We start from the raw sequence: 26,392 nt of genomic DNA on the forward strand, positions 1-26,392 counted from the left end.
GTCGCTGTGAAAACCCAGGGTTTTAGCCGCGGTATTCGCACAGGTAAGCGGTGTCGACGGCCACTTTCAGCTGGAACTTGCTGTTGGCGGGCACGTTGAACTGGCTGCCGGCGGCGAAGGTTTCCCAGTCGTTGCTGTCCGGCAGTTTGACGGTCAGGGCGCCGGACACCACGTGCATGATTTCACGCTGGCTGGTGCCGAATTCGTATTCGCCCGGTGCCATGACGCCAATGGTCGCAGGACCTTCAGCGGTGCCAAAGGCGATCGACTTGACGGTGCCGTCGAAGTACTCGTTGACTTTAAACATGGGCGATTCCTCGAAAAGGGCTGAAAAGGGCCGGCCAGTATGCACAAGGCCCATGCCGGCGTCACCTCTCTAAGATGGAAGAACCAGTGGCAATAATCGTGCGGTATTGCGCGCATCTTCCAGCGCCCGATGTTGTTGACCACTGAACTGCATGCCCGCCAGTTGCAGCGCGCCGTTGAGCCCCAGCGGGCGTTCCAGCCGGCGAGCCTTGGCAAAGCGCTGTTTGAGGTTCATGTGCGGCACCCGGCTCAGGGCACTGTCGAGTTGCAGGCGCTCCCACTCCTGAACCAACTGTTTGCGATCGTAATCGCCCCAGCTGACCCAGCCTTCGAGGCGCGAGTGATGCTGGCCGAGCCAGTACTCGAACGACGCCCAGACCTCGCTCAGAGGCTGTGCGGTGTCGATGTTGGCCTGGGTGATGCGGGTCAGTTGCCGGCAAAACGGAGTCAGCAAGGGTCGACGCAGCGGCCGGACGAAACGCTGGAAAGCATCCAGTTCGCGCCCCTTGCGGTCCACCAGGGTGGCGCCGATTTCGATGATTTCCATTTCCGTTACTGGCCAACCACCCTCATCGGTGGTGGCTTCTAGATCAATGACCAGCCAGTGAGGCATCGCAGGGTTCCTGGTATCCGCGTCCTGATAGGGCTTGAGCGTAGCCAAACCCGGCGGATCCGCCTAGCGGCTTATTCGACCTCCAACAAAATCTGACGATTTTTCACCTGATCACCGACCCTGACCTGCAAGCGTTTGAGCACGCCGTCGATGCCCGACTTGAGCGGATGCTCCATTTTCATCGCCTCCAGCACGACCAGCAACTGGCCTTTAATGACCGAACTGCCCTCAGTGACCAGCACGTCGACGATCGCCCCATCCATCGGGGCCTTGAGGGTGCCGGTACTGACGCTGGCCTGACTGCTGACCAACGCCTGGGTCCGGTCCGTCAGCCGCACACTGCCGGGACGGGTGAACAACCAGAGTTGTCCTGCCTCGAGACGGTAGGCATGACGTTGGCGAATGCCGTCTATTTCCAAGGTGGCCCAGCGTCCATCGCACTGGATGATCGTTAATTCAAGGTTTTGCTCAACGACTTGAATCCGGTAGGGCGCGCCAGGCACAGCGTTCAATTCCACTGACCAATCCTGATCATCAAGGCCGATTCGATAGTGCAACGGCACGCTCGCGTTGTTGCGCCAACCGGCCAGTGGTGCGTGATGAACCTGCGCCGAGGCCTGATAGAACAGCGCAGCAGCGATGGCCAGTTCTTTGGCGCTCGGCACATGCGCATGCAGGCAGGGATGCTCGGTAAAGTGTGCCGGGATGAACCCGGTGCTGAACTCGCCACTGATGAACTGCGGGTGTTCCAGCAGGGCGGCGAGCAAGCGCTGATTGCTTTGCACGCCGAGCAGCACGCTGTCCTGCACCGCCCGCAGCAACTTACGCCGGGCTTCTTCGCGGGTGGCGCCGTGGGCGATGATTTTGCCCAGCATCGGGTCATAAAACGGGCTGACTGTCTGGCCTTCGATCAAACCATGGTCGATCCGCACGCCGCGCTGCAACGTAGGCTCCCAGGCGGTGATGCGACCGGTTTGTGGGAGAAAACCGTGCGCCGGATCTTCGGCGTACAAACGGACTTCCATGGCATGGCCGCTGAGCTGAACCTGCTCCTGTCGCAGGGGCAGAGGCAGTCCCTCGGCGACGTGCAACTGCCAGGCCACCAGATCGAGGCCGGTGATCAATTCGGTCACCGGGTGCTCCACCTGGAGTCGGGTGTTCATCTCCAGAAAGTAAAACCGCCCACGCGCATCCAGCAGGAACTCGACGGTGCCAGCGCCGACGTAATTCACGGCGCGACCCGCCTTGAGCGCCGCTTCGCCCATGGCCTGACGCAACTCGGCGGTCATCACCGGGCAGGGCGCTTCCTCGATGACTTTTTGATGGCGACGCTGGATCGAACAGTCGCGCTCGCCAAGGTAGATCAGGTTGCCGTGCTGGTCGCCGAACAGTTGAACTTCGACGTGACGCGGGTCGATCAGCGCTTGCTCGAGAATCAGTTCGTCGCTGCCAAACCCATGCAGCGCTTCGGAACGGGCGGTGCGCAGTTGCTCCAGCAAATCGTTGGCCTCGTGCACCAGGCGCATGCCACGCCCGCCACCACCGGCACTGGCCTTGATCATCAGCGGATAGCCGATGCGTGCGGCTTCGCGGCTCAGGGTCGCGTCGTCCTGTTCTTCGCCCTGATAACCCTTGATGCACGGCACACCGGCATCGAGCATGGCGAGTTTCGACAGGCGTTTGCTGCCCATCAGTTCGATGGCGTCGGGGCTGGGGCCGATGAAGGTGATGCCGGCATCCTGGCAGGCGCGGGCGAAGCCGGCGTTTTCCGAGAGGAAGCCGTAGCCTGGATGGATTGCATCAGCGCCCGTGCGCCGGGCGGCGTCGAGAATGACCGGGATATTCAGATAGGACTGCTGCACCGGTGCCGGGCCGATGCTCACGGCTTCGTCGGCCATCTGCACATGCAGCGCATCGGCGTCGGCATCACTGAACACCGCGACCGTGCGATAGCCCAGGGCCTGGGCGGTGCGCTGGATGCGGCAGGCGATTTCACCGCGGTTGGCGATCAGGATTTTTCTGAGTCCGGGCATGGGTTCTTCCCTTTGTTTTTGCGGTGAATGTGATGGCCCCATCGCGGGCAAGCCTTGCTCCTACAGGGTTTGGGATTGAATCACCGTGGTGGGATCGACCGTGAACTTGTAGGAGCAAGGCTTGCCCGCGATGCTTTTAAAGGGCCCACCCCGGTTTACGTTTCTGCACGAAGGCCATCGTCCCCTCAATACCTTCAGCCCCGGTCACCGCCTCGCTGAACCAATCGGCCGCTTCATCCAGCAACGCATTCGATGGCTGTCCGGCACTCGCGAGCAAAAGTTTCTTGGTCGTCGCATTGGCCTCCGGCGCGCAGCACAACACATGGGCCAGAATTTCATCGAGACGCTCGGCCAACGCTTGCGCGTCATGCTCGACAAAGTGCACCAATCCCATGCGCCGTGCGTGTGTGCCATCGAATCGTGCAGCGGTCAGCGCCAGTCGGCGAGTCTGAGTCAGGCCGATGCGCTGCACCACGAACGGCGCGATCTGCGCTGGCAGCAAACCGAGGCTGGTTTCCGGCAGACCGAATTGCGCCTGGTGATCGGCCAAGGCGACGTCGCTGACGCAGGCCAGACCAAAACCGCCGCCGAGCACCGCGCCTTGCAGCACCGTGATCACCACTTGCGGCGCGTGTTGCACCTCTTGCAGCAGCGCACCGAACGCGCGATTCAAGTCGCGATAGGCGCTCGGGCCTTGAGCGCGTGCGTTGGCCATGTCCTTGATGTCGCCACCGGCGCAAAAATGCCCGCCCGCACCACCGATCACCAGCGCGCGAATGGCTCGGTCGTCACGCACCGCCGCCAGCACCGCACGCAGTTCGGCGACCATTTGCAAGCTCATGGCGTTGCGGCTTTCCGGGCGGTTGAGGGTGATGTGCAGGACACCGTTATGCGATTCGAGCAGCAAGGTCTGGCAAACCGGCAGGGTGCTCATTTCTTTTTCCCCGGCAGGATGCCCATGAGTTTGCAGATGATCCCCAGCATGATTTCGTCGGCACCACCGCCGATCGACACCAGCCGCACGTCACGGTAAGCGCGGGCCACCGGGTTATCCCACATGAAGCCCATGCCGCCCCAGTATTGCAGGCAGCTGTCGCTGACTTCGCGGCCCAGACGCCCGGCCTTGAGTTTGGCCATCGACGCCAGACGGGTGACGTCCTGGCCTTTGATGTACTGCTCGGTGGCCTGATAGACCAATGCCCGCAGGCATTCGATTTCGGTTTGCAGTTCGGCCAGGCGGAAGTGGATGACCTGATTGTCGATCAGCGCACTGCCGAAGGTTTTGCGTTCCTTGCAGTACTCGATGGTGCTGTCGACGCAGTACTCCAGGCCTTTGATCATGTTCGCCGCGCCGAACAGCCGTTCCTCCTGGAACTGCAGCATCTGCATCATGAAGCCCCCGCCTTCATGGCCGATGCGGTTGCGTTGCGGCACGCGCACGTTGTCGAAAAACACCTGGGCGGTTTCCGAGCTGCGCATGCCGAGCTTGTCCAGGTGCGAGCTGAGGCTGATGCCTGGCGTGTTCATCGGCACCATGATCAGCGACTTGTTGATGTGCGGTTTGTCGTCCGAGGTGTTGGCCAGCAGACAGATGAAATCGGCGCTCGGTGAGTTGGTGATCCACATCTTGCTGCCGTTGATCACGTAGTCGTCGCCGTCCTTGCGGGCGGTGGTTTTCAAACCGGCCACGTCGGAACCGGCGCCGACTTCGGAAACACCGATGCAGCCGACCTGCTCGCCAGTGATCGCCGGCCGCAGGAATTCTTCACGCAATTCATCGGAGCCGAAACGCGCCAACGCCGGGGTGCACATGTCGGTCTGCACGCCGATGGACATCGGAATGCCGCCGCAGTGGATGGTGCCGAACTCTTCAGCCGCGACGATCGAATAGCTGTAATCGAGCCCCATGCCGCCAAACTTTTCCGGTTTGGAAATCCCCAGCAGGCCGAGGTCGCCGGCCTTGCGGAAGATCTCGTGGATCGGAAAGCGTCCGGCCTTTTCCCATTCCTCGACGTGAGGATTGATCTCGTGATCGACGAATTGGCGGACGGTGCGGCGCAGTGCTTCGTGTTCCTGGGTGAAGATCATTTTTATTGTTCTCCTTATCGTCCTTAGAAGCGGGCTACACCAAAACTGTTGGATTGCAGCGGTCGCACTTCAGCCTCATGACAGATATCCAGCAAGTACCCGAGCAAGGTCCGGGTATCGCGAGGATCAATCAACCCGTCGTCCCACAAACTGGCGCTGCCATAGAGCGCGGTGGACTGGCTGTCGAGTTTCTGCGCGGTGACCTGTTCCAGCATGTCGAGCATTTTCGGGTCAGGTACCAGGCCGTCCTTGGCCTGTTTGGCCTCGGTGACGATCCGCAGCACTTTGCCGGCCTGGGCGCCGCCCATCACCGCCGTGCGGCTGTTGGGCCAGGCGAAAATGAAGCGTGGGTCGAGGCCGCGGCCGCACATCGCGTAGTTGCCGGCGCCGTAGGAGCCACCGACGACGATGGTCAGTTTAGGCACGCGGGCATTGGCCACCGCTTGAATCATTTTCGCGCCGTGTTTGATCACGCCTTGCTGCTCTGACTCGGTGCCGACCATGAATCCGGTGGTGTTGTGAAAAAACAGCAGCGGCGTCTGGCTTTGGTCGCAGAGCTGAATGAACTGCGCCGCCTTGCTCGCACCCTTGGGCGTGATCGGCCCATTGTTGCCAATGAACCCGCAGGCGCGGCCTTGAATCTGCAGATGACCGCAGACGGTTTGCTGATCGAACTCACCCTTGAATTCGAGAAAGTTCGAGCCGTCGGCAATCCGCGCGATGATTTCGCGCACGTCGTAAGGTTTTTTCGCGTCGTCCGGAATCAGCCCGAGCAACTCGTCGATGGGGTAGAGCGGTTCTTCCCAACGACGTTTGGGTACCCAGGGCAGCTGATCGTTCCACGGCAACAGGCTGACAATCTCGCGCACCTGCCGCACGCCATCGGCATCGTTCTCGGCCAGGTATTCAGCGGTGCCGGCGATTTGCGCATGCATCTCGGCGCCGCCCAGTGCTTCATCGGTGGCGACTTCGCCGGTGGCAGCCTTGAGTAGTGGCGGGCCGGCCAGAAACAGCTTGGCCTTGCCACGCACCACCACCACGTAATCCGATAGCCCTGGCTGATAGGCGCCGCCCGCCGTGGCCGAGCCGTGGACCACCGTAATTTGCGGCAGGCCCATGGCCGACATCCGCGCCTGATTGGCAAAGCTGCGGGCGCCTTCGACAAAAATCTCCGCCGCGTAATTGAGGTTGGCGCCACCGCTTTCGGCCAGGGTAATGACCGGTAGTTTGTTCTCCATGGCGATCTGTTGCAGGCGCAGGGATTTTTTCAAACCGCTGGGGGAAATGGTCCCGCCCTTGATCGCACTGTTGTTCGCCACCACCAGCACCCGCACGCCGGCCACGTAACCGATCCCGGCGATCAAACCGCCGCCAGCCGAACTGCCGTCCTTGTCGTCATGCAGTTTGTAGCCGGCCAGACTGGCCAGTTCGAGGAACGGGGCGCCAGGGTCCAGCAGCAGATTGAGGCGTTCGCGGGGCAACAATTGGCCGCGCTTGTCGAACCTGGGTTTGGCTTCGGCCGCCTTGTTCAGCAGGTTCTGTTCGAGCTGGCGAACGTGCTCGATGCCGACCAGCATCGCCGCGCGATTGCGCGCGTACTGTTCGCTGAACGGGTCCACTTGCGACTGAATCACCGGCATGACTTATTCCTTATCCTTGAGCACGTCCGGCAAGTAGGCACGGTGAAAACCGTTATACGACTCGCTGATCTGCGCCTTGTGTATCGGCCAGGCGCGCCCGCCCAGGCTGGCGGCACCGTCGATACGCAAAGTGCTGCCACTGACAAACGCCGCGGCCGGGCTGAGCAGGAAAACGATCGCCGCGCTGACTTCCGATTCGGTGCCGATGCGTTTCAGTGGAACGTGCTCACGCAGCGTTGGGATCACCGCTTTGAACGCGCCTTCGTAGGTGTCCATGCCACTGGACGCGATCCAGCCCGGCGCCACGGCGTTGACCCGCACCCCGGCATAACCCCATTCGAACGCGGCGGTCTTGGTGAGGTTATCCATGCCCGAACGCGCCGCACCCGAGTGGCCCATGCCGGGCATGCCGCCCCACATGTCGGCGAGCATATTGACGATGGCGCCACCGTGCGTGCTCATGGACTGGTTGAACACTTCCCGGGCCATCAGGAAGCCGCCCATCAGGTTAGTGCGCAACACCGTGTCGAAGCCTTTTTGATTGATCGACGCCAGCGGCGACGGGTACTGCCCGCCGGCATTATTGACCAAGCCGTGAATCGGTCCGTACTTGCGGATCAACTCGCTGACCACATGCTTGACCGCTTCTTCCTCACGAATATCGCAGACCATCCAGTCAGCCTTGCCGCCATCCTCGGCAATCTCGGCAGCGACGTTTTTCAGCTTGTCTGCCTTGCGCCCGAGCAGCAGCACATGGGCGCCGAGGGCCGCCAGTTCGTGCGCGGTGCAACGGCCGATGCCGCTGCCGCCACCGGTCACGATGATGTTTTGGCCTGCAAACAAATCGGCTTTGAAAATCGAATCGTATGCCATGGCGACAGTCCTCTAGTTGACTCGGTCGGCGATGCGCTGAGGCACCGGTATCTGGATTTCCAGCAGTTGCTGGGCGAAGGCTTTGCCTTGCGGATCGATCCGCAGGCTGGCCACGCCACCGCCTCCCAGGGCGTTTTCCAGCAGAAAATTAAGGCTGTGGGTGCCCGGCAGGTACCAGCGTTCGACACGGCCGTGGATCGGGTCGAGGACATGACTCATCCAGTCGACGATCACTTCTGGCGTCAAGGCTTCGGCAATCCACGGCAGGTATTCCGGCTCGCGGGCCATGACGCCGATATTGCTGTGGTTGCCCTTGTCGCCGGAGCGTGCCACGGCGAGTTTGACCAGGGCCACGCTGGCATCGGCCCGGTCTGAGGGTTTCGGTGGGGCGCACGCCACGGGCAGGTCGGCGGTGTCGAGTACATCAACGGCGGGCAGGGTGCAGGGGTGGCGCTGGCCATTGAGATCAATTTCCAGCGTGCAGGCGGTTTTGTCGATAAGGAACGAGAACAGCCGGATCAGCGGATACACCGTCGGCCGTCCACCGACAATCCCGGTCAGTCCCGGTGCCATGCCGGTGGCGGCCTGGGCGATCTCCCGGGAGAACACAATCAACGCCTGTTTACCCGGATGGCGCACCGCGAGTTTGATCACCACTTCGCGGCTGTCATGGCGCTGACCGTGGGGGCCGTAAGTGGCTTCGCTGCCGAGCAGTTCGATGTTCACTTCGCTGTAGGGTGGCCAACCGCGCTGGCTGAAGATTTCCGACGTCTTGTTGATGATGGCTTCGCTGACTCGACGCGCCTTGTCGACCGCATCGATCCCCGCGATCAGGCAACTGGCGGTGCAGCGGAAACCGTCCGGGTACGTCGCGCTGACCTTGTACTGATCGGTCGGCGGCAAGCCTTTTGCGCCGTGCACCTGAACCGCGTTTTTGCCTTGTTGCACGAGTTTGACTTCAGTGAAATCGCAGACCACGTCCGGCAGCAGATACGCCTGTGGGTTGCCGATTTCATACAGCATCTGCTCGCCGACCGTCAGCGGTGTGACCAGCCCGCCGGAGCCTTCGGGTTTGCTGACGATGAACTGGCTGTCGGCGCTGACTTCGACGATGGGGAAGCCGATGTGTTCGTAGTCGGGCACCTCGCGCCAATCGGTGAAGTTGCCGCCGGTGCACTGGGCACCGCATTCGATGATGTGCCCGGCCAATGCAGCTTGGGCGAGTTTGTCGTAGTCGTGCCAGGACCAATTGAATTCATGCACCAATGCAGCGCTGACCACCGCGCTGTCGACCACGCGCCCGGTGATGACGATGTCGGCGCCCAGACGCAGGGCTTCGACGATGCCCGGCGCGCCGAGGTAGGCATTGGTCGAGACGCACATCGGCGGCAAGGGCGCGCCGCTGAACATTTCATGGATACCGCTGCTGCTCAGCTGTTTGAGCTGCGGCTGCAGGTCATCGCCCAGCAGCACGGCGATTTTCAGCGTTACCCCGGCCTTGTCGCAGGCCGCTTGCAGGGCGGCGGCGCAAGCTTGCGGGTTGACCCCGCCGGCGTTGCTGATGACGCGGATATTCTGTTCGGCCAGTTGACCCAATAGCGGGCTGAGGACTTCGATAAAGTCGCTGGCGTAACCGGCCTGGGGATCTTTCATCCGCGCGCCGGCCATGATCGACATCGTGATTTCGGCCAGATAATCGAAGACCAGATAGTCCAGACGCCCGCCTTCCACCAGTTGCGCGGCAGCGGTCGAGGTGTCGCCCCAGAAGGCGCTGGCGCAACCAATGCGGATTGTTTTTGGCACAGTCAACTCCATAATCACCCCCGACAGAAGTACATCGAGACTACCAAGCAAGCGCTTGGTTTGTAAACGGCTGAAATATCTTCTGCCCGAGCGCTTGCTTGGTCGCGCCGGCCAGCTTAAATTGCCCGCGCAACCCCGCAGTTTTAGCGGCGAGCGGCGTATTTGATTGATCGACTGTAGGAGAGAACGGGTGGACGAGCAAAAAGCCCTGAGGGTGATGCGCGAATTGGTCGGCAGCGGCCAATTGACCGACCCGGATAGCGCCCGCGGCAAACTGCTGCAAGTGGCGGCTCACCTGTTCCGCAACAAAGGTTACGAACGCACCACCGTGCGCGATCTGGCCGGCGCCGTGGGGATTCAGTCAGGCAGCATTTTTCATCACTTCAAAAGCAAGGACGAGATCCTGCGGGCGGTGATGGAAGAAACCATTCGCTACAACACCGCGTTGATGCGTGCAGCCCTGGCCGAAGCCGGCAGTGTGCGCGAGCGGGTACTGGCGCTGATTCGTTGTGAGTTGCAGTCGATCATGGGCGGCAGCGGCGAGGCGATGGCGGTGTTGGTGTATGAGTGGCGTTCTCTGTCCGAAGACGGGCAGGTGCAGGTGCTGGCGCTGCGCGACATTTATGAAGACATTTGGCTACAGGTGCTGGGCGAGGCCAAGGAGGCCGGCTTTATCCGCGGTGATGTGTTCATCACCCGCCGCTTTCTGACCGGTGCGCTGTCCTGGACCACCACCTGGTTTCGCGCCGGCGGCAGCATGAGCCTCGATCAATTGGCCGATGAGGCATTGATTCTCGTGCTGGAAGAAAAGCAGTAGTTTTGTTTTGAATCAGATGGAAACTGGCTAAGTAGCCGAAACCGCCTAGCTTGAATGCATTGACGCGTATTTTTTGGGGAGTGGGTTGTTTTGATGTCTTCGCCAATTCGGACGGCTTCGCGGCTTTTGCTGGCGACGCTTGCGGTGTTATGCGTGGTTCCATCACAGGCCGCACAGCTGGTGCGGGTCGGTGCCGCACATTTCCCCCCCTATACCGTGCGCCCGGAGTCCGGTGCCGACACTGGTTTGCTGCCGCAGCTGGTCGAGGCGCTCAATGCCTTGCAGAGCGACTATCAGTTTGTGCTGGTTCCCACTTCCATTCCCCGGCGTTTCGGTGACTTCAAGCAAGGCCGGGTGGACATGGCGATTTTCGAGAACCCGGACTGGGGCTGGAAGGACATCCCACACACCACCGTCGACATGGGGCTGGAAGACGCCGAGATTTTTGTCGCACAACACCAGCCCGATGGCCAACCGGTTCGTCAGCAGAATTATTTTGCCGACCTCACCGGCAAGCGTCTGGCGCTGTTCAGCGGCTATCACTACGAATTCGCCAACTTCAATGCCGATCCAAAATTCCTCGCGCAAAACTACAACGCCACGCTGACGTATTCCCATGACAGTAACCTGCTGATGGTGCTGCGCGGGCGCGCCGACGTTGCCCTGGTGACGCGCTCGTACCTCAGCGATTACCTGCTGCGCAACGAGAAAGTCGCCGATCAGTTGCTGGTGTCCCAGCGTATCGATCAGGTTTATCACCACTACGCCATCCTCAGTCCGGCCGCACCGATCACTGGTGAGGCGTTCGGCAAGTTGCTGCAAGGGTTGCGGGACAATGGCGAGATGCTGAAGATTTTCGATCCCTACAAGATCGCCGTGGTGCCGGTCCCGGGTAGCTGAGATCGCACCACAGGTCGCGTATTTACCGACTTCTCTTAAATTTCCCGCACTGGCTCACGTCACCTCGTTGAACTGTCGACGATTAACGTGAGCCCGACCCATGTCCACTCTGAATGACCTGACTGCCCTGGCCTTGCCGACAGGAAGCCGTCTTGTAGCTGATGAAACCGAAAGCCGCCTGTGTCTCCGCCTTGAAGGGCAGCCGTTGATTCAGTTGCGCCTGACTCGCGAGCCCGCGCTGCATGTGCAAGTAGAAGAGCGCTTCGACTACGCCGACAATCGGGCCGTCTGGGCGGCCTGTTATTGGCTGTTTGCCCGTGACCCGGCCTGCCAACGCCTGACCTGGCATCTCGATGACGCTCCCACCGAAGCATTGCTCAGCGGGTTGCTGATCCCTACCGAAACCGTCGGCCAGTATCGTTGCGAGCGAACGCTGTTCTGGCAGTTGCCTCAGCCTTGGCTGGGCGCGTCACTGACACCGAGTTATCCGCAGCAAATGGTCATCAGTGGCGGCAAGCGTCATCCGCTGCGGCCGGTGAAACCGCGCGGTGAAGTCTATCGGCGTTTTGATGCGCGCCTCGGTGCCTGGATTTCCCTGCGCACGATGGACATCGACCTGGACCTGGCGCGTTTCAATCGTTGGCAGAACAGCCCGCGCGTGGCGAGTTTCTGGCAGGAGGAGGGCAGTCTTGAACAGCATCACGAGTACCTGAGCAAACTTGAGGCCGATCCCCATACCCTGACGCTGATCGGTTGTTTCGATGATCAGCCGTTCGCCTATTTTGAAGCCTATTGGGCCAAGGAAGATCGCATCGCACCGTTCTATGACGCCGGCGATTACGACCGCGGTATTCACATGCTGGTGGGTGAAGAAAATCACCGTGGCCCGCATAAGGTGGCGAGCTGGTTATCGGCGTTGACGCATTACCTGTTTCTCGACGATCCACGCACTCAGCGAGTGGTCGCCGAGCCTCGCGCCGACAACGCGAAGATGATCGGGCATATGCAGAACCAGGGTTTCTACTGCGAGAAAGCGTTCGACTTCCCGCACAAGCGCGCGGCGCTGATGGTGTTGGGGCGTGAGCGGTTTTTTGATCGGTGTGTGTTGGCGTGATTCGGAGTTAAGCCTAAAAGATCGCAGCCTTCGGCAGCTCCTACATGGGATTGCATAACCCTGTAGGAGCTGCCGAAGGCTGCGATCTTTTTAAGCTGACAACGAGCATTCAGCGGCGGGCAAAGGTATCCACACGACTGCCCGACACCTTGCGGCAGTGCACCAGCGCATCGCGAATCATGAAGTTGACCAGGGTCGGCGAGACGCCAAGCTCCTTGGCGATGTCCTTTTGCGGCACGCCGTGCAGGCGGTACATCTCGAAGGCGTAGCGGGTGCGGCTGGGCAGCTCGGTCAGCGCGTCGGCGATGTGTTCCAGCGTCGAGAAGTTGATGTGCGAGGTTTCCGGTGAAGCACCTTGAATCACCACGTTCAGACCTTCCTCTTCAGGGCCCGAATACTTCTGCTCCAGCGCCTGTTTGCGGTAGTGATCGATCGCCAGGTTGCGCACGATCTGGAACAGGTAGCTGAGCTGAGCCTTGAACGAGGACGTGATCTGCGGCGCGGATTGCAGCCGGAAGAACGCATCCTGCACCACGTCTTCAGCACGCGACCGGCAGCCGGTAATGCGGGCTGCAATCTTGACCAGAATCAGTCGATTGTCGACGAATGCCTGAAGTAGCGGTGAATCGCACCTGCTTGTGGACACTTGTTCCGTCATGGAAATCACCTTGCTGCAAATAGGTTCGTGGGACGGCCAGCGGGGGCTGAGCCGTCCTACACATCGAGCGACAAATTATTCTTAATGATAATGATTGTCAAATGAGAAAGAGAACTAATGCTCCGCAAAGGTGCAGAGTGAGAACTGCGACACGCTGACGCACTTGGCCCTGTTGGGTTTCAAGCCTGCGGACTAATTATTTCAAGACGTCAACCGTTCTCATTGGTGAATGGTTCCGGGTAGCGGCTGCGGCCAAAACAGCATTCCCAAGCCTTGCGCGGTCGGCGAAGACCGCGCCCTGCACGCCCTCGAAGGGGCGTGACGTCAGAAAACCGATTTCACTTGCAAGCCGAATTCAGGCAGGAAACCTCATGACCGACGCGTTCGAACTCCCCAGCACACTGGTCCAAGCCCTTCAGCGCCGAGCGGCCCTGACGCCGGACCGGGTGGCCTTGCGTTTTCTCGCCGAAACCCAGGATCAGGCTGTGGTGCTCAGTTATCGCGAGCTGGATCAGCGGGCGCGGACCATTGCTGGCGCGTTGCAGGCCGAGGCTGCGTTTGGCGATCGCGCGGTGCTGCTGTTTCCCAGCGGACCGGATTACGTCGCGGCGTTCTTCGGCTGTCTGTACGCCGGTGTGATCGCGGTGCCGGCCTATCCGCCGGAGTCGGCGCGTCGTCATCATCAGGAGCGTTTGCTGTCGATCATCAGCGATGCCGAACCGAGTCTGCTGCTGACCAGCGCCAGCCTGCGCGATGCGTTGCAGCAAATTGAAGGCGCGCCGCCGTTGCTGTGTGTCGATACGCTCGACAGTGCATTGGCCGAACGTTGGGTGACGCCGGAACTTGCAGACGACCACATCGCGTTCCTGCAATACACCTCCGGCTCCACCGCGTTGCCTAAAGGGGTACAAGTCAGCCACGGCAACCTGGTGGCGAACGAACTACTGATTCGCCACGGCTTCGGCATCGATCTGAATCCTGACGACGTGATCGTCAGCTGGCTGCCGCTGTACCACGACATGGGCCTGATCGGCGGTCTGTTGCAGCCGATTTTCAGTGGCGTGCCGTGCGTGTTGATGTCGCCGGCGTATTTCCTCGGCCGGCCGTTGCGCTGGCTGGAAGCGATCAGCGAGTACGGCGGGACCATTAGTGGCGGGCCGGATTTTGCCTATCGACTGTGCAGCGAACGGGTCAGTGAATCGGCCCTGGAACGCCTCGACCTGAGTGGCTGGCGCGTGGCGTATTCCGGTTCCGAACCGATTCGCCTCGATACGCTGGAACGCTTCACCGAGAAGTTCGCGGCCTGCGGATTCACCCCGGACAGTTTCATGGCGTCCTACGGGTTGGCCGAAGCGACACTGTTCGTGGCCGGCAGCCCTCGCGGTCAGGGCATCGGAAACCTGCGCGTGGACGATCAAGCCCTGGCACAAAATCGTGCGGAGCCAGGCGAAGGCAGCGCGATTATGAGTTGCGGCATCAGTCAACCGGATCACGCGGTGTTGATCGTCGATCCAACAGCCTTCAACGAGTTAGCTGACAACGCGATTGGCGAAGTCTGGGCCGCCGGGCCAAGCATCGCCCATGGCTACTGGCGCAATCCGGAGGCCAGCGCCAAAACCTTCGTTCAGCACGCTGGCCGTACCTGGCTGCGCACTGGAGACCTAGGCTTTATGCGCAACGGTGAACTGTTCATCACCGGGCGCTTGAAAGACATGTTGATCGTTCGCGGTCACAACCTTTATCCACAGGACATCGAGCAAACCATCGAGCGCGAAGTGGAAGTGGTGCGTAAAGGTCGTGTCGCCGCTTTCGCCGTGAACATCGAGGGTCAGGAAGGTATCGGCATTGCGGCGGAAATCAGCCGCAGCGTGCAAAAAATCCTCCCCCCCGACGCCCTGATCAAAGCCATCCGCCAAGCCGTGGCCGAGGCGTATCAAGAAGCGCCAAGCGTGGTGGTGCTGCTCAATCCGGGCGCGTTGCCCAAGACCTCCAGCGGCAAACTGCAACGCTCGGCATGCCGCAATCGTCTGGCGGACGGCAGCCTCGACAGCTATGCACTGTTCCCGTCGGCAGACATCGAAAGTAAATCCGCGACTGAATCAGGTTCCGAACTGCAAACCCTGATCGGCCAGATCTGGTGCGAGCAACTGCAGGTCAAACAGATCAGCGCCGACGATCACTTCTTCCTGCTGGGCGGCAACTCCATTGCCGCCACTCAGGTGGTCGCGCGTCTGCGCGAAGCACTCGGTCTGGAACTGAACCTGCGCCTGCTGTTTGAAGCGCCGACCCTTGGCGCGTTTGCCGCCGCGGTGGCTCAGCAACAGCAGGACGGCGGACTCGCCCAAGGCTCGATCACCCCGCTGTCGCGCACCGAAGCCATGCCGCAATCGCTCGCGCAAAACCGTCTGTGGATCACCTGGCAACTCGACCCTCAGAGCAGCGCCTACAACATTCCCGGCGCCTTGCGCCTGCGCGGCGAGCTGGATGAAGACGCCTTGCGCGCCAGTTTCCAACAGCTGATCGAGCGTCACGAATCCCTGCGTACGCGGTTCTTCGAACGTGATGGTGTGGCGCTGCAACAGGTCGATGCAGCGAGTGAGTTCAACCTGCAACTCATCGACATCAGCGACCTGCCGATTGCCGAGCGTGAAGTCCGTGCGCAGCAGATCCGAGAAGACGAAGCCCGTACTCAATTCGATCTGCAGAAAGGCCCGCTGCTGTGGGTGACTCTGGTGCGCCTCGATGATGAGGACCATCAACTGTTGGTGACGCTGCACCACATCATCGCTGACGGCTGGTCGCTGAACGTGCTGATCGACGAGTTCTCGCGTCTGTATGCGGCCGCGTCCCAAGGACAAAAGGCAACGCTTCCGGCATTGCCGACCCAGTACGCCGATTACGGCAGCTGGCAGCGTCAATGGCTGGCGCAAGGGGAGGGCGAGCGTCAGCTGGCTTACTGGAAAGCGCAATTGGGCTGTGATCATCCGACCCTGAGCCTGGACACTGATCATCCGCGCTCGGCGCACCACATTCACACGGCTGCCCGCCATTCTGTGAAGCTGGGCGCGACCCTGAGCGATGCCATTCGCCAGACCGCCCAGGCCCATGACTCCACTTCGTTCATGCTGCTGCTCGCCGCGTTCCAGAGCCTGCTGCACCGCTACAGCGGCCAACGCGACATCCGCATCGGCGTGCCGAACGCCAACCGTCCGCGCCTGGAAACCCAAGGGCTGATCGGCTTCTTCATCAACACCCAGGTGCTGCGCGCCGAACTGGATTCGCAGCTGCCATTCGTGGAGCTGCTGGCGCAAACCCGTCAGGCCGCGTTGGGCGCACAAGCGCATCAGGATCTGCCGTTCGAACAATTGCTCGAAGCCTTCCCGCAAGCCCGCGAACAAGGTTTGTTCCAGGTCATGTTCAACCACCAGCAACGGGACTTGAGCGCATTGCGCCGTCTGCCTGGGTTGCTGGCCGAAGAGCTGCCGTGGCACAGCCGCGAAGCCAAGTTCGACCTGCAACTGCACAGCGAGGAAGACCAAAAGGGTCGCCTTAGCCTGTCCTTCGACTACGCCAGCGAACTGTTCGACGTGGCGACTATCGAGCGTCTGGCCGAGCATTTCAGCAACCTGTTGCGAGCCGTTTGCGAACAACCGAAAACTGCCATCGGTGATCTGCAACTGCTGACCTCGTCCGAGCTCGATCAGCAAACATCGTGGAGCGCCGCACCGTGCACACCGGCCAGCGTTTGGTTGCCCGAATTGCTCAACGAACAGGCTCGCCTGACCCCGGAGCGCACCGCGCTGATGTGGGACTGTGGCTCCATGGACTTCGCCGAACTGCACACCCAAGCCAACCGCCTGGCCCATTACCTGCGCGACAAAGGTGTCGGCCCGGACGTCTGCGTGGCCATTGCCGCCGAGCGTTCGCCGCAGTTGCTGATCGGCCTGCTGGCGATCATCAAGGCCGGTGGCGCCTACGTGCCGCTGGACCCTGATTACCCGGCTGAACGCCTGGCCTACATGCTCAGCGACAGCGGCGTCGAATTGCTGCTGACCCAAACCCAATTACTCGAGCGCTTGCCGGCCACCGATGGCGTCAGCGTGATCGCCATGGACGCCTTGCATCTGGAGAACTGGCCGAGTCATGCACCGGGTCTGCACTTGCACGGTGACAACCTGGCGTACGTGATTTACACCTCCGGTTCCACCGGCCAGCCGAAGGGCGTTGGCAACACCCATGCAGCCCTCGCCGAGCGGCTGCAATGGATGCAGAACACCTATCGTTTGAACGACACCGACGTGCTGATGCAAAAGGCGCCGATCAGTTTTGACGTGTCGGTGTGGGAGTGCTTCTGGCCGCTGATTACCGGCGCACGTTTGCTGATCGCCGGCCCTGGTGAACACCGCGATCCGCACCGGATCGCGCAATTGGTTCAACAGTTCGGCGTGACCACGCTGCACTTTGTGCCGCCGCTGCTTTCGTTGTTCATCGACGAACCGCTGACCGCCCAGTGCACCAGCCTGCGCCGCGTATTCTCCGGCGGCGAAGCCTTGCCCGCCGAACTGCGCAACCGCGTGCTGGAACAACTTCCGGCCGTGCAATTGCACAACCGCTACGGCCCGACCGAAACCGCGATCAACGTCACTCATTGGCACTGCACAACAGCCGATGGCGAGCGCTCGCCGATTGGTCGTCCGCTGGGCAATGTGCTGTGCCGTGTGCTCGATGAGGCACTCAATCCCGTTCCGGCCGGTGTGCCGGGTGAACTGTGCATCAGCGGTATCGGTTTGGCGCGCGGCTATTTGGGGCGTCCGGGCCTGACTGCAGAACGTTTTGTCGTCGATCCATTGGGCGAGCAGGGCGCGCGTCTGTACCGTACCGGTGACCGTGCACGCTGGACCGCCAATGGCGTGATCGAATACCTCGGCCGTCTCGATCAGCAGGTCAAACTGCGTGGCTTCCGTGTTGAACCGGAAGAAATCGAAGCACGATTGCTGGCTCAGGATGGCGTCGCTCAAGCCGTGGTGCTGGTGCGCGAAACGGCGGCCGGCGGACAGTTGATCGGTTACTACACCGCAACTGATTCCACAGAAGATGTTGATGCTCAAACCGCTCGCCTGAAAGCTGCGCTGGCGGCTGAGTTGCCGGAATACATGGTCCCGGCGCAGCTCATGCGCCTGGACGAAATGCCTCTGAGCCCCAGTGGCAAACTCGACCGTCGCGCCTTGCCGGAGCCGCTGTGGCAAGTGCGCGAGCACGTTGAGCCGGTCACCGCCCTCGAGCAACAAATCGCCGGCATCTGGCGTGAAGTATTAGGCCTGGCGCAAATCGGTCTGCGCGACGACTTCTTCGCCCTCGGCGGCCATTCCTTGCTGGCCACGCAAATCATCTCCCGCACCCGTCAGGCCTGCGACGTCGAGTTGCCGCTGCGCGCGCTGTTCGAAAACAGTGAGCTGGGCGCGTTTGCCGAACAGGTTCAATTGATCCAGGCCAGCGGTAAAACCAACCAGCAGCCGCCGATCGAGAAAGTCGACCGCAGCCAACCGGTGCCGCTGTCCTATTCCCAGCAGCGCATGTGGTTCCTCTGGCAGATGGAGCCGGACAGCCCGGCCTACAACGTTGGCGGCATGGCGCGGCTGCGCGGGGTGCTCGATGTCGGGCGCTTCGAAGCCGCGCTGCAAGCACTGATCATGCGTCATGAAACCCTGCGCACCACGTTCCCGAGCATCGATGGCGTGGCGCAGCAACGGGTTCACCCGGACACCGGCATGCGCATGGACTGGAAGGACTTCTCCGCGCTCGACGTTGATCGCCGCGAACAGCGCGTCCAGCAACTGGCCGACGACGAGGCGCATAAACCTTTCGATCTGGAAACCGGACCGCTGCTGCGCGCCTGCATGGTCAAGACCGCCGAGCACGAACATTATCTGGTGCTGACCCTGCACCACATCGTCACCGAAGGCTGGGCGATGGACATCTTCGCCCGGGAACTGAGCGCGCTCTACGAGGCCTTCGTCGATGACCGCGAATCGCCGCTGCAACCGCTGCCGGTGCACTACCTGGATTACAGCGTCTGGCAGCGCCAGTGGCTGGAGTCCGGTGAACGTCAGCGCCAACTCGACTACTGGACCGCGCAATTGGGGCGTGAACATCCGCTGCTGGAATTGCCCGCCGACCGTCCACGTCCGCCCGTTCAAAGTCATCAGGGCGAACTGTTTCGTTTCGACTTGAGTGATGATCTTGCCGCACGCGTTCGTGCCTTCAATGCACAAAATGGCCTGACCCTGTTCATGACCATGACCGCCGCGCTGGCCGTGCTGCTTTACCGCTACAGCGGCCAGACCGACCTGCGCATCGGCGCGCCGGTGGCCAACCGGATTCGTCCGGAAAGCGAAGGGCTGATCGGTGCGTTTCTCAACACCCAAGTGCTGCGTTGCCAGCTCGACGGGCAGATGTCCGTGGGTGAGTTGTTCGAGCAGGTTCGCCACACCGTGATCGAAGGCCAGTCCCATCAGGACCTGCCGTTCGATCACTTGGTGGAAGCTTTGCAGCCACCGCGCAGCGCGGCGTACAACCCGTTGTTCCAGGTGATGTGCAACGTGCAGCGCTGGGAATTCCAGCAGAGCCGCACACTGGCCGGCATGACCGTCGAGTACCTGGCCAACGATGCGCGAGCGACCAAGTTCGACCTCAACCTGGAAGTCACCGACCTCGACCATCGCCTGGGTTGCTGCCTGACCTACAGCACCGATCTGTTCGATGAGCCGCGCATTGCGCGGATGGCCGGGCATTGGCGCAACCTGCTGGAAGCCCTGCTGGCCGATCCGCAACAGCGCCTCAGTGAGCTGCCGCTGCTGGAAGCCAGCGAACAACAAAACCTGCTCGACAGTCTCGGCGTCGAGCCGGGCGAACATCGTCTCGACCAGTGCATTCATCACCTGTTCAGCGAGCAGGCGCTGGCGCGCAAAGATGCACCGGCATTGACCTTCGCCGGGCAAACCCTGAGCTACGCTGAACTCGACAGCCGCGCCAATCGCCTGGCCTGGATGCTCCGTGAGCGCGGCGTCGGGCCGCAGGTTCGGGTGGGACTGGCACTTGAGCGTTCACTGGAAATGGTCGTCGGCTTGCTGGCGATCCTCAAGGCGGGCGGCGCCTACGTGCCGCTGGACCCGGAATACCCGCTGGATCGTTTGCACTACATGATCGAAGACAGCGGCATCGGTTTGCTGCTCAGCGACGCGGCGATGTTCGACGCGCTCGGCGAACTGCCGACAACTGTCGCTCGTTGGTGCCTGGAGGAGGACGCAGCAGAACTGGCCAACTACCCGGCCACCGAGCTGCCGTTTATCAGCCTGCCGCAGCATCAGGCTTACCTGATTTACACCTCGGGCTCTACCGGCAAACCGAAAGGCGTGGTGGTGTCCCACGGTGAAATCGCCATGCATTGCCAGGCGGTCATTGAACGTTTCGGCATGCGCCCGGACGATTGCGAACTGCACTTCTATTCCATCAACTTCGATGCGGCAACCGAGCGTTTGCTGGTGCCGTTGTTGAGTGGTGCTCAGGTTGTGTTGCGAGCACAGGGTCAGTGGGACGCGGAAGAAATCTGCGGTCTGATTCGCCGCCATCACATCAACATCCTCGGCTTCACCCCAAGCTACGGCAGCCAATTGGCGCAATGGCTGGCGACTCAGGGCGAAATCCTGCCGGTGCGCATGTGCATCACCGGCGGTGAAGCGCTGACTGGCGAGCACCTGGCGCGGATTCGCGCGGCGTTCAAGCCGAGCCTGTTTTTCAACGCCTACGGCCCGACCGAAACCGTGGTCATGCCGCTGGCCAGTCTGGCGCCCGAGCAATTGGAAGAAGGCCTCGGTAGCGTGCCGATCGGCAGTGTGATTGGCGCTCGCGTGGCCTACATCCTCGACGCTGATCTGGCGTTGGTGCCGCAAGGCGCGACCGGCGAGTTGTACGTCGGCGGCGCTGGTCTGGCGCAGGGTTATCACCAGCGTCCGGGTATGACGGCCGAACGTTTTGTGGCTGACCCGTTTGCGGCCAATGGCGGGCGTCTGTACCGCACCGGCGATCTGGTGCGCCAGCGCGCCGATGGTCTGGTGGAATACCTCGGACGTATTGACCATCAAGTGAAAATTCGTGGTTTCCGCATTGAACTGGGCGAAATCGAAACCCGTCTGCTGGAACATGAATCGATCCGTGAAGCGGTGGTGTTGGCGCTGGATGCCCCGAGCGGCAAACAACTGGTCGGCTATCTGGTGACTGAAGTCGCCGAGCAGGATGAAGCGCAACAACACGCACTGCGTGAGGCGTTGAAGGCGCACCTCAAATCCCAGCTGCCGGATTACATGGTGCCAACGCATTTGATCCTGCTGGCCAGTATGCCGCTGACCGCCAACGGCAAACTCGACCGCCGCGCATTGCCGGCGCCGGACCCGGAGCTGAACCGTCAGCAGTACGTGGCACCGAGCAACGAGCTTGAACTGACGCTGGCCGCCATCTGGTGCGAAGTGCTGAACGTCCTGCAGGTCGGCCTCAACGACAACTTCTTCGAGCTGGGCGGCGATTCGATTCTGTCGATCCAGGTGGTCAGCCGTGCGCGGCAGCAGGGCATTCACTTCAGCCCGCGTGACCTGTTCCAGCACCAGACCGTGCAGACCCTGGCCGCTGTGGCGACCCGAACCGAGCAGATCACCGCCGAACAAGGTTTGCTGACCGGCGAATCGCGTCTGACGCCGATCCAGCACTGGTTCTTCGACACCGACATCCCCCAGCGCCAACACTGGAACCAGGCGTTGCTGCTGGAACCGACCGTGGCACTGGAGCCCCATCGTCTGGAGCAAGCGCTGCTGGCAGTGATCGAACAGCACGACGCCTTGCGTTTGCGCTTTACCGAAGACGCAGGTCAATGGCAGGCCGAGCACCAAGCGGTTTCCGATGCGCCGGTGCTGTGGCAAGTGCGTGTTTCGACCATGGACAAATGCGCAGCACTGTTTGCCGATGCCCAGCGCAGCCTCGACCTTGAGGAAGGGCCGCTGATGCGCGCGCTGCTGGTCGATGGTCCTGAGGGGCAACAGCGGCTGTTCTTCGCCATCCACCACTTGGTCGTGGATGGGGTTTCGTGGCGGGTGTTGCTGGACGATTTGCAAACGGTGTATCGCCAACTGGACGCAGGGCAGTCGGCAAAACTGCCGGCGAAAACCAGTGCCTTCAAGGACTGGTCCGCACGCTTGCAGGCGTATGCCGGCAGTGAATCCCTGCGTGAAGAACTGAGCTGGTGGCAGTCGCAACTGGCCGGTGAAAGCGCCGGATTGCCGTGTGGTCGCCCCGAGGGTGGCCGGCAGAACGGTCATGCGCAAACCGTCAGCGTGCGCCTCGATATCGAGCGCACCCGCCAATTGTTGCAGCAAGCGCCGAGCGCCTATCGCACTCAGGTCAACGACTTGCTGCTGACCGCATTGGCCCGCGTGCTGTGCCGTTGGAGCGGTCACGAATCGGCGCTGATTCAACTCGAAGGCCACGGTCGTGAAGCACTTTTCGACGAAATCGATCTGACCCGCACCGTCGGCTGGTTCACCAGCGCCTATCCATTGCGGCTGATGCCAGCGGACGGGCAGGGCGGCTCGATCAAGGCGATCAAGGAACAACTGCGCGCTGTGCCGCACAAAGGTCTGGGTTATGGCGTGCTGCGTTATCTCGCCGATGACTCGAGCCGGCAGACCATGGCGGCCTTGCCGGTGGCACCAATCACCTTCAACTACCTCGGTCAATTCGACCAGAGCTTCGGCGCGGACGCCTTGTTCCGTCCTCTCGATGAAGCAGTCGGCGCGGCCCATGATCCGCGCGCGCCGCTGCCCAATGAGTTGAGCGTCGACAGTCAGGTCTATGGCGGTGAGCTGGTGCTGCGTTGGACCTTCAGCGCCGAACGTCACGACTCGCAGACCATCACTGAATTGGCAGACGCTTACCTCGGCGAATTGCAGAGCCTGATCGAACATTGCCTGCGCGACGATGCGGGAGGCCTGACGCCGTCGGACTTCCCGTTGGCGAAACTGACCCAGCCACAACTCGACGCGCTGCCAATCCCGGCCGCCGCCATCGAAGACGTCTACCCGCTGACGCCAATGCAGGAAGGCATGCTGCTGCACACCTTGCTGGAACCGGGCACTGGCCTCTACTACATGCAGGATCGCTACCGCATCAACAGCGAGCTCGACCCGCAACGTTTCGCCCAGGCCTGGCAAGCGGTGATCGCCCGTCACGAAGCCTTGCGCGCGTCATTCTGCTGGAACGTCGGCGAAGACATGCTGCAAGTTATCCACAAGCCGGGCAGCACGCCAATCGAGTATCTGGACTGGACGGCAATTGCCGAAGCCGAGCAGGAGCCGAAGTTGCAGGCGCTGCTGAAAAGCGAGCGCGAGGCCGGGTTCGATCTGCTCAACCAGGCACCGTTCCACCTGCGCCTGATCAAGGTCGGCGCGGCGCGCTACTGGTTCATGATGAGCAACCACCACATCCTCATCGATGCCTGGTGCCGTTCGCTGCTGATGAACGATTTCTTCGAAATCTACACCGCCCTCGGCGAAGGCCGGGAAGCGCAACTGGCCGTGCCACCGCGTTATCGCGACTATATCGGCTGGCTGCAACGCCAGAGCCTGGCCGAGGCGCGGCAGTGGTGGAAAACCAACCTGCAAGGCTTCGAGCGGACCACGCCGATCCCGAGCGACCGGCCGTTCCTGCGCGAACATGCCGGCGAAAGCGGCGGCATGATCGTCGGCGACCGCTACACAAGGCTTGATGCTCGTGACGGTGCGCAACTGCGCGAACTGGCTCAGGCCCATCAACTGACCATCAACACCTTCGCTCAAGCGGCGTGGGCGCTGGTGCTGCGCCGCTTGAGCGGTGATCGCGACGTGCTGTTCGGTGTCACGGTGGCCGGGCGTCCAGTGGAAATGCCGGAGATGCAACGCACGGTCGGGCTGTTCATCAACAGCATCGCGCTGCGGGTGAAAATGCCCGAGGACGATCAGCGCTGCAGCGTTCGCCAATGGCTCAGTGGCTTGCTCGACAGCAACATGCAACTGCGCGAGTACGAATACCTGCCGCTGGTGAGCATTCAGGAAAACAGCGAACTGCCCAAGGGCCAGCCGTTGTTCGACAGCCTGTTTGTGTTCGAAAACGCCCCGGTGGAAGTCTCGGTGCTGGACCGTGCGCAAAGCCTCAACGCGACCTCGGATTCGGGCCGAACCCACACCAACTTCCCGCTGACGGCGGTCTGCTATCCGGGCGATGACCTGGGCTTGCACCTGTCTTACGACCAGCGATATTTCGATGAGTCGACCGTCGAGCGCATGCTCGGCGAGTTCAAGCGGTTGCTGCTGGCGCTGGTCGAGGGTTTCCATGGCGACATGGCCGATCTGCCATTGCTGGGCTTTGATGAGGAAGACTTCCTGATCCACGGCTGCAATCAGAGCGAGCACGATTACCCGCTGGAGCAGAGTTATGTCTCATTGTTTGAAGCGCAGGTTGCCGAGCATCCACAGCGCATTGCCGCCAGTTGCCTGGATCAGCAGCACAGCTACCTTGAGCTGAATGAGCGCAGTAACCGTCTCGGTCACGCCTTGATCGCCGCTGGCGTGAGGCTGGATCAACCGGTGGCGTTGCTGGCTGAACGTAACCTCGATCTGCTGGGCATGATCATCGGCAGCTTCAAGGCTGGCGCGGGTTATTTGCCGCTGGATCCGGGCCTGCCGAGTCAGCGTCTGAGCCGAATCATCGACCTGAGCCGCACGCCGTTGCTGGTTTGTTCTCAGGCCTGCCGCGAGCAAGCGATGGCGCTGCTGGATGAGTTCGGTTGCGCCAACCGGCCGAAGTTGTTGCTCTGGGAAGAGGTGCAGGCGAGCGATGTTTCGGTTGCCAACCCGGGCATCTACAGCGGCCCGGACAACCTTGCCTACGTGATCTACACCTCGGGTTCGACCGGCCTGCCGAAAGGCGTGATGGTCGAACAGCGCGGCATGCTCAACAACCAATTGAGCAAGGTGCCTTACCTGAACTTGAGCGATGCTGATGTGATCGCTCAAACCGCCTCACAAAGTTTCGATATTTCGGTCTGGCAGTTCCTCGCCGCACCGCTGTTCGGCGCTCGGGTGGACATCGTGCCGAACACCATCGCCCATGATCCGCAAGGGTTGCTGGCGCATGTGTCGGCCCAGGGCATTACCGTGCTGGAAAGCGTGCCGTCGCTGATTCAGGGCATGCTCGCCCAGGAGCGCATGAGCCTCGACGGTCTGCGCTGGATGCTGCCGACCGGTGAAGCGATGCCGCCGGAGCTGGCGCATCAGTGGCTGCTGCTCTACCCGGAGATCGGGCTGGTGAATGCTTACGGTCCGGCGGAATGCTCGGATGACGTGGCGTTCTTCCGCGTCGACATGGCGTCGACGCGCGGCAGTTACCTGCCGATTGGTACGCCGACTGACAACAACCGCTTGTACCTGCTTGATGGCGCGCTGGAACTGGTGCCGCTGGGTGCGGTGGGTGAGTTGTGCGTCGCCGGCACCGGGGTAGGGCGCGGTTATGTGAGCGATCCGCTGCGCACCGCGCAGGTGTTTGTGCCGAATCCGTTTGGTGAGCCGGGTGATCGTCTGTATCGCACTGGCGACCTGGCCCGTCGGCGCAGTGACGGCGTGCTGGAATACGTCGGGCGTATCGACCATCAAGTGAAGATTCGCGGCTACCGCATCGAACTAGGTGAAATCGAAGCGCGTTTGCATGAGCAACCGGAAGTGCGTGAAGCCGCAGTCGGCGTGCAGGAAGGCGTCAACGGCAAACATCTGGTCGGCTATTTGGTGGCGGCTGATTCTTTGATCAATCCAACCGAGCGACTGGAACGCATCAAGCAACGCCTGCGCGCCGAACTGCCGGAATACATGGTTCCGCTGCACTGGCTATGGCTGGATCGCATGCCGCTCAACGCCAACGGCAAGCTTGATCGCAAGGCTTTGCCGGCGCTGGAGATCGGCCAGTTGCAGAGTCAGGACTACCAGGCGCCGCGCAATGAACTGGAGCAGACGCTGGCGGATATCTGGGCCGAGGTGCTGAAGGTCGAGAAGGTCGGTATTTGCGACAACTTCTTCGAGCTGGGCGGGCATTCATTGCTGGCGACGCAGATCGCTTCGCGGGTGCAAAAAGCCCTGCAACGTGATGTGCCGCTGCGGGCGATGTTCGAATGCAGCACGGTGGCGGAGTTGGCCGAATACATCGACGGATTGGCGGCGAGTGATATCACTGAGGAGAAGGTGGATCGTCTTAATGACCTGATGGCGGAGTTGGAGGGGCTTTGATTCTTTAGCGCCTGTCATGGCCTCATCGCGGGCAAGCCTTGCTCCTACAGGGTTTGTGTCGTTCCTCATTATTGAGAACAACATCAAACCTGTAGGAGCATGGCTTGCCCGCGATGGCGTCAGTGAAATGTGCGCAGATTTGCGCGTTGACTGTCGCTTCGGACCGGCTCAGGCTGCCTGTGTTTTTTTGGG

The 26,392-nt window shown here is 61.3% G+C and carries 13 protein-coding genes; 4 read left to right on the forward strand and 9 right to left on the reverse strand.

The features are described 5' to 3' along the window. Window positions 1-22: 22 nt before the first annotated feature. The 8 genes from ppnP to ACA079_RS08140 all read right to left on the reverse strand — a co-directional run bounded on the left by ppnP (window position 23) and on the right by ACA079_RS08140 (window position 9,356). The gene (gene ppnP, locus ACA079_RS08105) at window positions 23-307 is read right to left on the reverse strand and encodes a pyrimidine/purine nucleoside phosphorylase (protein WP_007973461.1); all 285 of its coding nucleotides are present in this window, start codon (window positions 305-307) and stop codon (window positions 23-25) included. A gap of 69 nt (window positions 308-376) precedes the next feature. Then, window positions 377-919, reverse strand: a complete 543-nt coding sequence (locus ACA079_RS08110) for a 3'-5' exonuclease (RefSeq protein ID WP_497703130.1) — start codon at window positions 917-919, stop codon at window positions 377-379. Window positions 920-990: 71 nt separating this feature from the next. Next, window positions 991-2,952, reverse strand: a complete 1,962-nt coding sequence (locus ACA079_RS08115) for an acetyl/propionyl/methylcrotonyl-CoA carboxylase subunit alpha (protein ID WP_497703131.1) — start codon at window positions 2,950-2,952, stop codon at window positions 991-993. Between the two features lie 136 nt (window positions 2,953-3,088). Then, a complete protein-coding gene (locus tag ACA079_RS08120; protein WP_497703132.1) occupies window positions 3,089-3,886 on the reverse strand; it encodes an enoyl-CoA hydratase/isomerase family protein in 798 nt (265 codons plus the stop codon). Next, window positions 3,883-5,040 carry a citronellyl-CoA dehydrogenase gene (atuD, locus tag ACA079_RS08125; protein ID WP_497703133.1) on the reverse strand — a complete coding sequence of 386 codons (1,158 nt, stop codon included), beginning with the start codon at window positions 5,038-5,040 and terminating at the stop codon, window positions 3,883-3,885. Before atuD ends, ACA079_RS08120 begins: the two co-directional genes overlap by 4 nt. 23 nt (window positions 5,041-5,063) lie before the next feature. Further along, window positions 5,064-6,680: a geranyl-CoA carboxylase subunit beta gene (atuC, locus tag ACA079_RS08130; protein ID WP_497703134.1), complete on the reverse strand. Its 1,617-nt coding sequence runs from the start codon at window positions 6,678-6,680 to the stop codon at window positions 5,064-5,066. A gap of 3 nt (window positions 6,681-6,683) precedes the next feature. Then, entirely contained in the window at window positions 6,684-7,553 is an 870-nt protein-coding gene (locus ACA079_RS08135) for an SDR family oxidoreductase (RefSeq protein WP_348127198.1), read from the reverse strand. Window positions 7,554-7,565: 12 nt separating this feature from the next. Next, complete coding sequence (locus tag ACA079_RS08140) at window positions 7,566-9,356, reverse strand: acyclic terpene utilization AtuA family protein (RefSeq protein ID WP_497703135.1); 1,791 nt, start codon at window positions 9,354-9,356, stop codon at window positions 7,566-7,568. A gap of 190 nt (window positions 9,357-9,546) precedes the next feature. On the opposite strand from ACA079_RS08140, the gene ACA079_RS08145 reads away from it, so the two are divergent. The 3 genes from ACA079_RS08145 to ACA079_RS08155 all read left to right on the forward strand — a co-directional run bounded on the left by ACA079_RS08145 (window position 9,547) and on the right by ACA079_RS08155 (window position 12,187). Then, complete coding sequence (locus ACA079_RS08145; protein ID WP_497703136.1) at window positions 9,547-10,173, forward strand: TetR/AcrR family transcriptional regulator; 627 nt, start codon at window positions 9,547-9,549, stop codon at window positions 10,171-10,173. Window positions 10,174-10,266: 93 nt separating this feature from the next. Then, window positions 10,267-11,073 carry a substrate-binding periplasmic protein gene (locus ACA079_RS08150; RefSeq protein ID WP_497703137.1) on the forward strand — a complete coding sequence of 269 codons (807 nt, stop codon included), beginning with the start codon at window positions 10,267-10,269 and terminating at the stop codon, window positions 11,071-11,073. A 100-nt stretch (window positions 11,074-11,173) separates the two neighbouring features. Further along, window positions 11,174-12,187, forward strand: coding sequence for a GNAT family N-acetyltransferase (locus ACA079_RS08155; RefSeq protein WP_497703138.1), 1,014 nt, complete (start codon window positions 11,174-11,176; stop codon window positions 12,185-12,187). Window positions 12,188-12,296: 109 nt separating this feature from the next. On the opposite strand, the gene ACA079_RS08160 is transcribed toward ACA079_RS08155, so the two are convergent. After that, window positions 12,297-12,845 (reverse strand): RNA polymerase factor sigma-70, encoded by a 549-nt coding sequence (locus tag ACA079_RS08160; RefSeq protein WP_008145913.1) that lies wholly within the window; start codon window positions 12,843-12,845, stop codon window positions 12,297-12,299. A 371-nt stretch (window positions 12,846-13,216) separates the two neighbouring features. On the opposite strand from ACA079_RS08160, the gene ACA079_RS08165 reads away from it, so the two are divergent. Further along, the gene (locus ACA079_RS08165; RefSeq protein WP_497703139.1) at window positions 13,217-26,200 is read left to right on the forward strand and encodes a non-ribosomal peptide synthetase; all 12,984 of its coding nucleotides are present in this window, start codon (window positions 13,217-13,219) and stop codon (window positions 26,198-26,200) included. Window positions 26,201-26,392: the final 192 nt, after the last annotated feature.

This window comes from Pseudomonas sp. LBUM1645 (assembly GCF_059716185.1).

Bases quoted from the DNA above. Each gene is read 5' to 3' on its own strand.
- ACA079_RS08120 (WP_497703132.1), bottom strand. From the start codon at position 3,886: ATGAGCACCCTGCCGGTTTGCCAGACCTTGCTGCTCGAATCGCATAAC.
- ACA079_RS08165 (WP_497703139.1), top strand. From the start codon at position 13,217: ATGACCGACGCGTTCGAACTCCCCAGCACACTGGTCCAAGCCCTTCAG.
- ACA079_RS08110 (WP_497703130.1), bottom strand. From the start codon at position 919: ATGCCTCACTGGCTGGTCATTGATCTAGAAGCCACCACCGATGAGGGT.
- atuC (WP_497703134.1), bottom strand. From the start codon at position 6,680: ATGCCGGTGATTCAGTCGCAAGTGGACCCGTTCAGCGAACAGTACGCG.
- ACA079_RS08160 (WP_008145913.1), bottom strand. From the start codon at position 12,845: ATGACGGAACAAGTGTCCACAAGCAGGTGCGATTCACCGCTACTTCAG.
- ppnP (WP_007973461.1), bottom strand. From the start codon at position 307: ATGTTTAAAGTCAACGAGTACTTCGACGGCACCGTCAAGTCGATCGCC.
- ACA079_RS08155 (WP_497703138.1), top strand. From the start codon at position 11,174: ATGTCCACTCTGAATGACCTGACTGCCCTGGCCTTGCCGACAGGAAGC.
- ACA079_RS08135 (WP_348127198.1), bottom strand. From the start codon at position 7,553: ATGGCATACGATTCGATTTTCAAAGCCGATTTGTTTGCAGGCCAAAAC.
- ACA079_RS08115 (WP_497703131.1), bottom strand. From the start codon at position 2,952: ATGCCCGGACTCAGAAAAATCCTGATCGCCAACCGCGGTGAAATCGCC.
- ACA079_RS08150 (WP_497703137.1), top strand. From the start codon at position 10,267: ATGTCTTCGCCAATTCGGACGGCTTCGCGGCTTTTGCTGGCGACGCTT.
- atuD (WP_497703133.1), bottom strand. From the start codon at position 5,040: ATGATCTTCACCCAGGAACACGAAGCACTGCGCCGCACCGTCCGCCAA.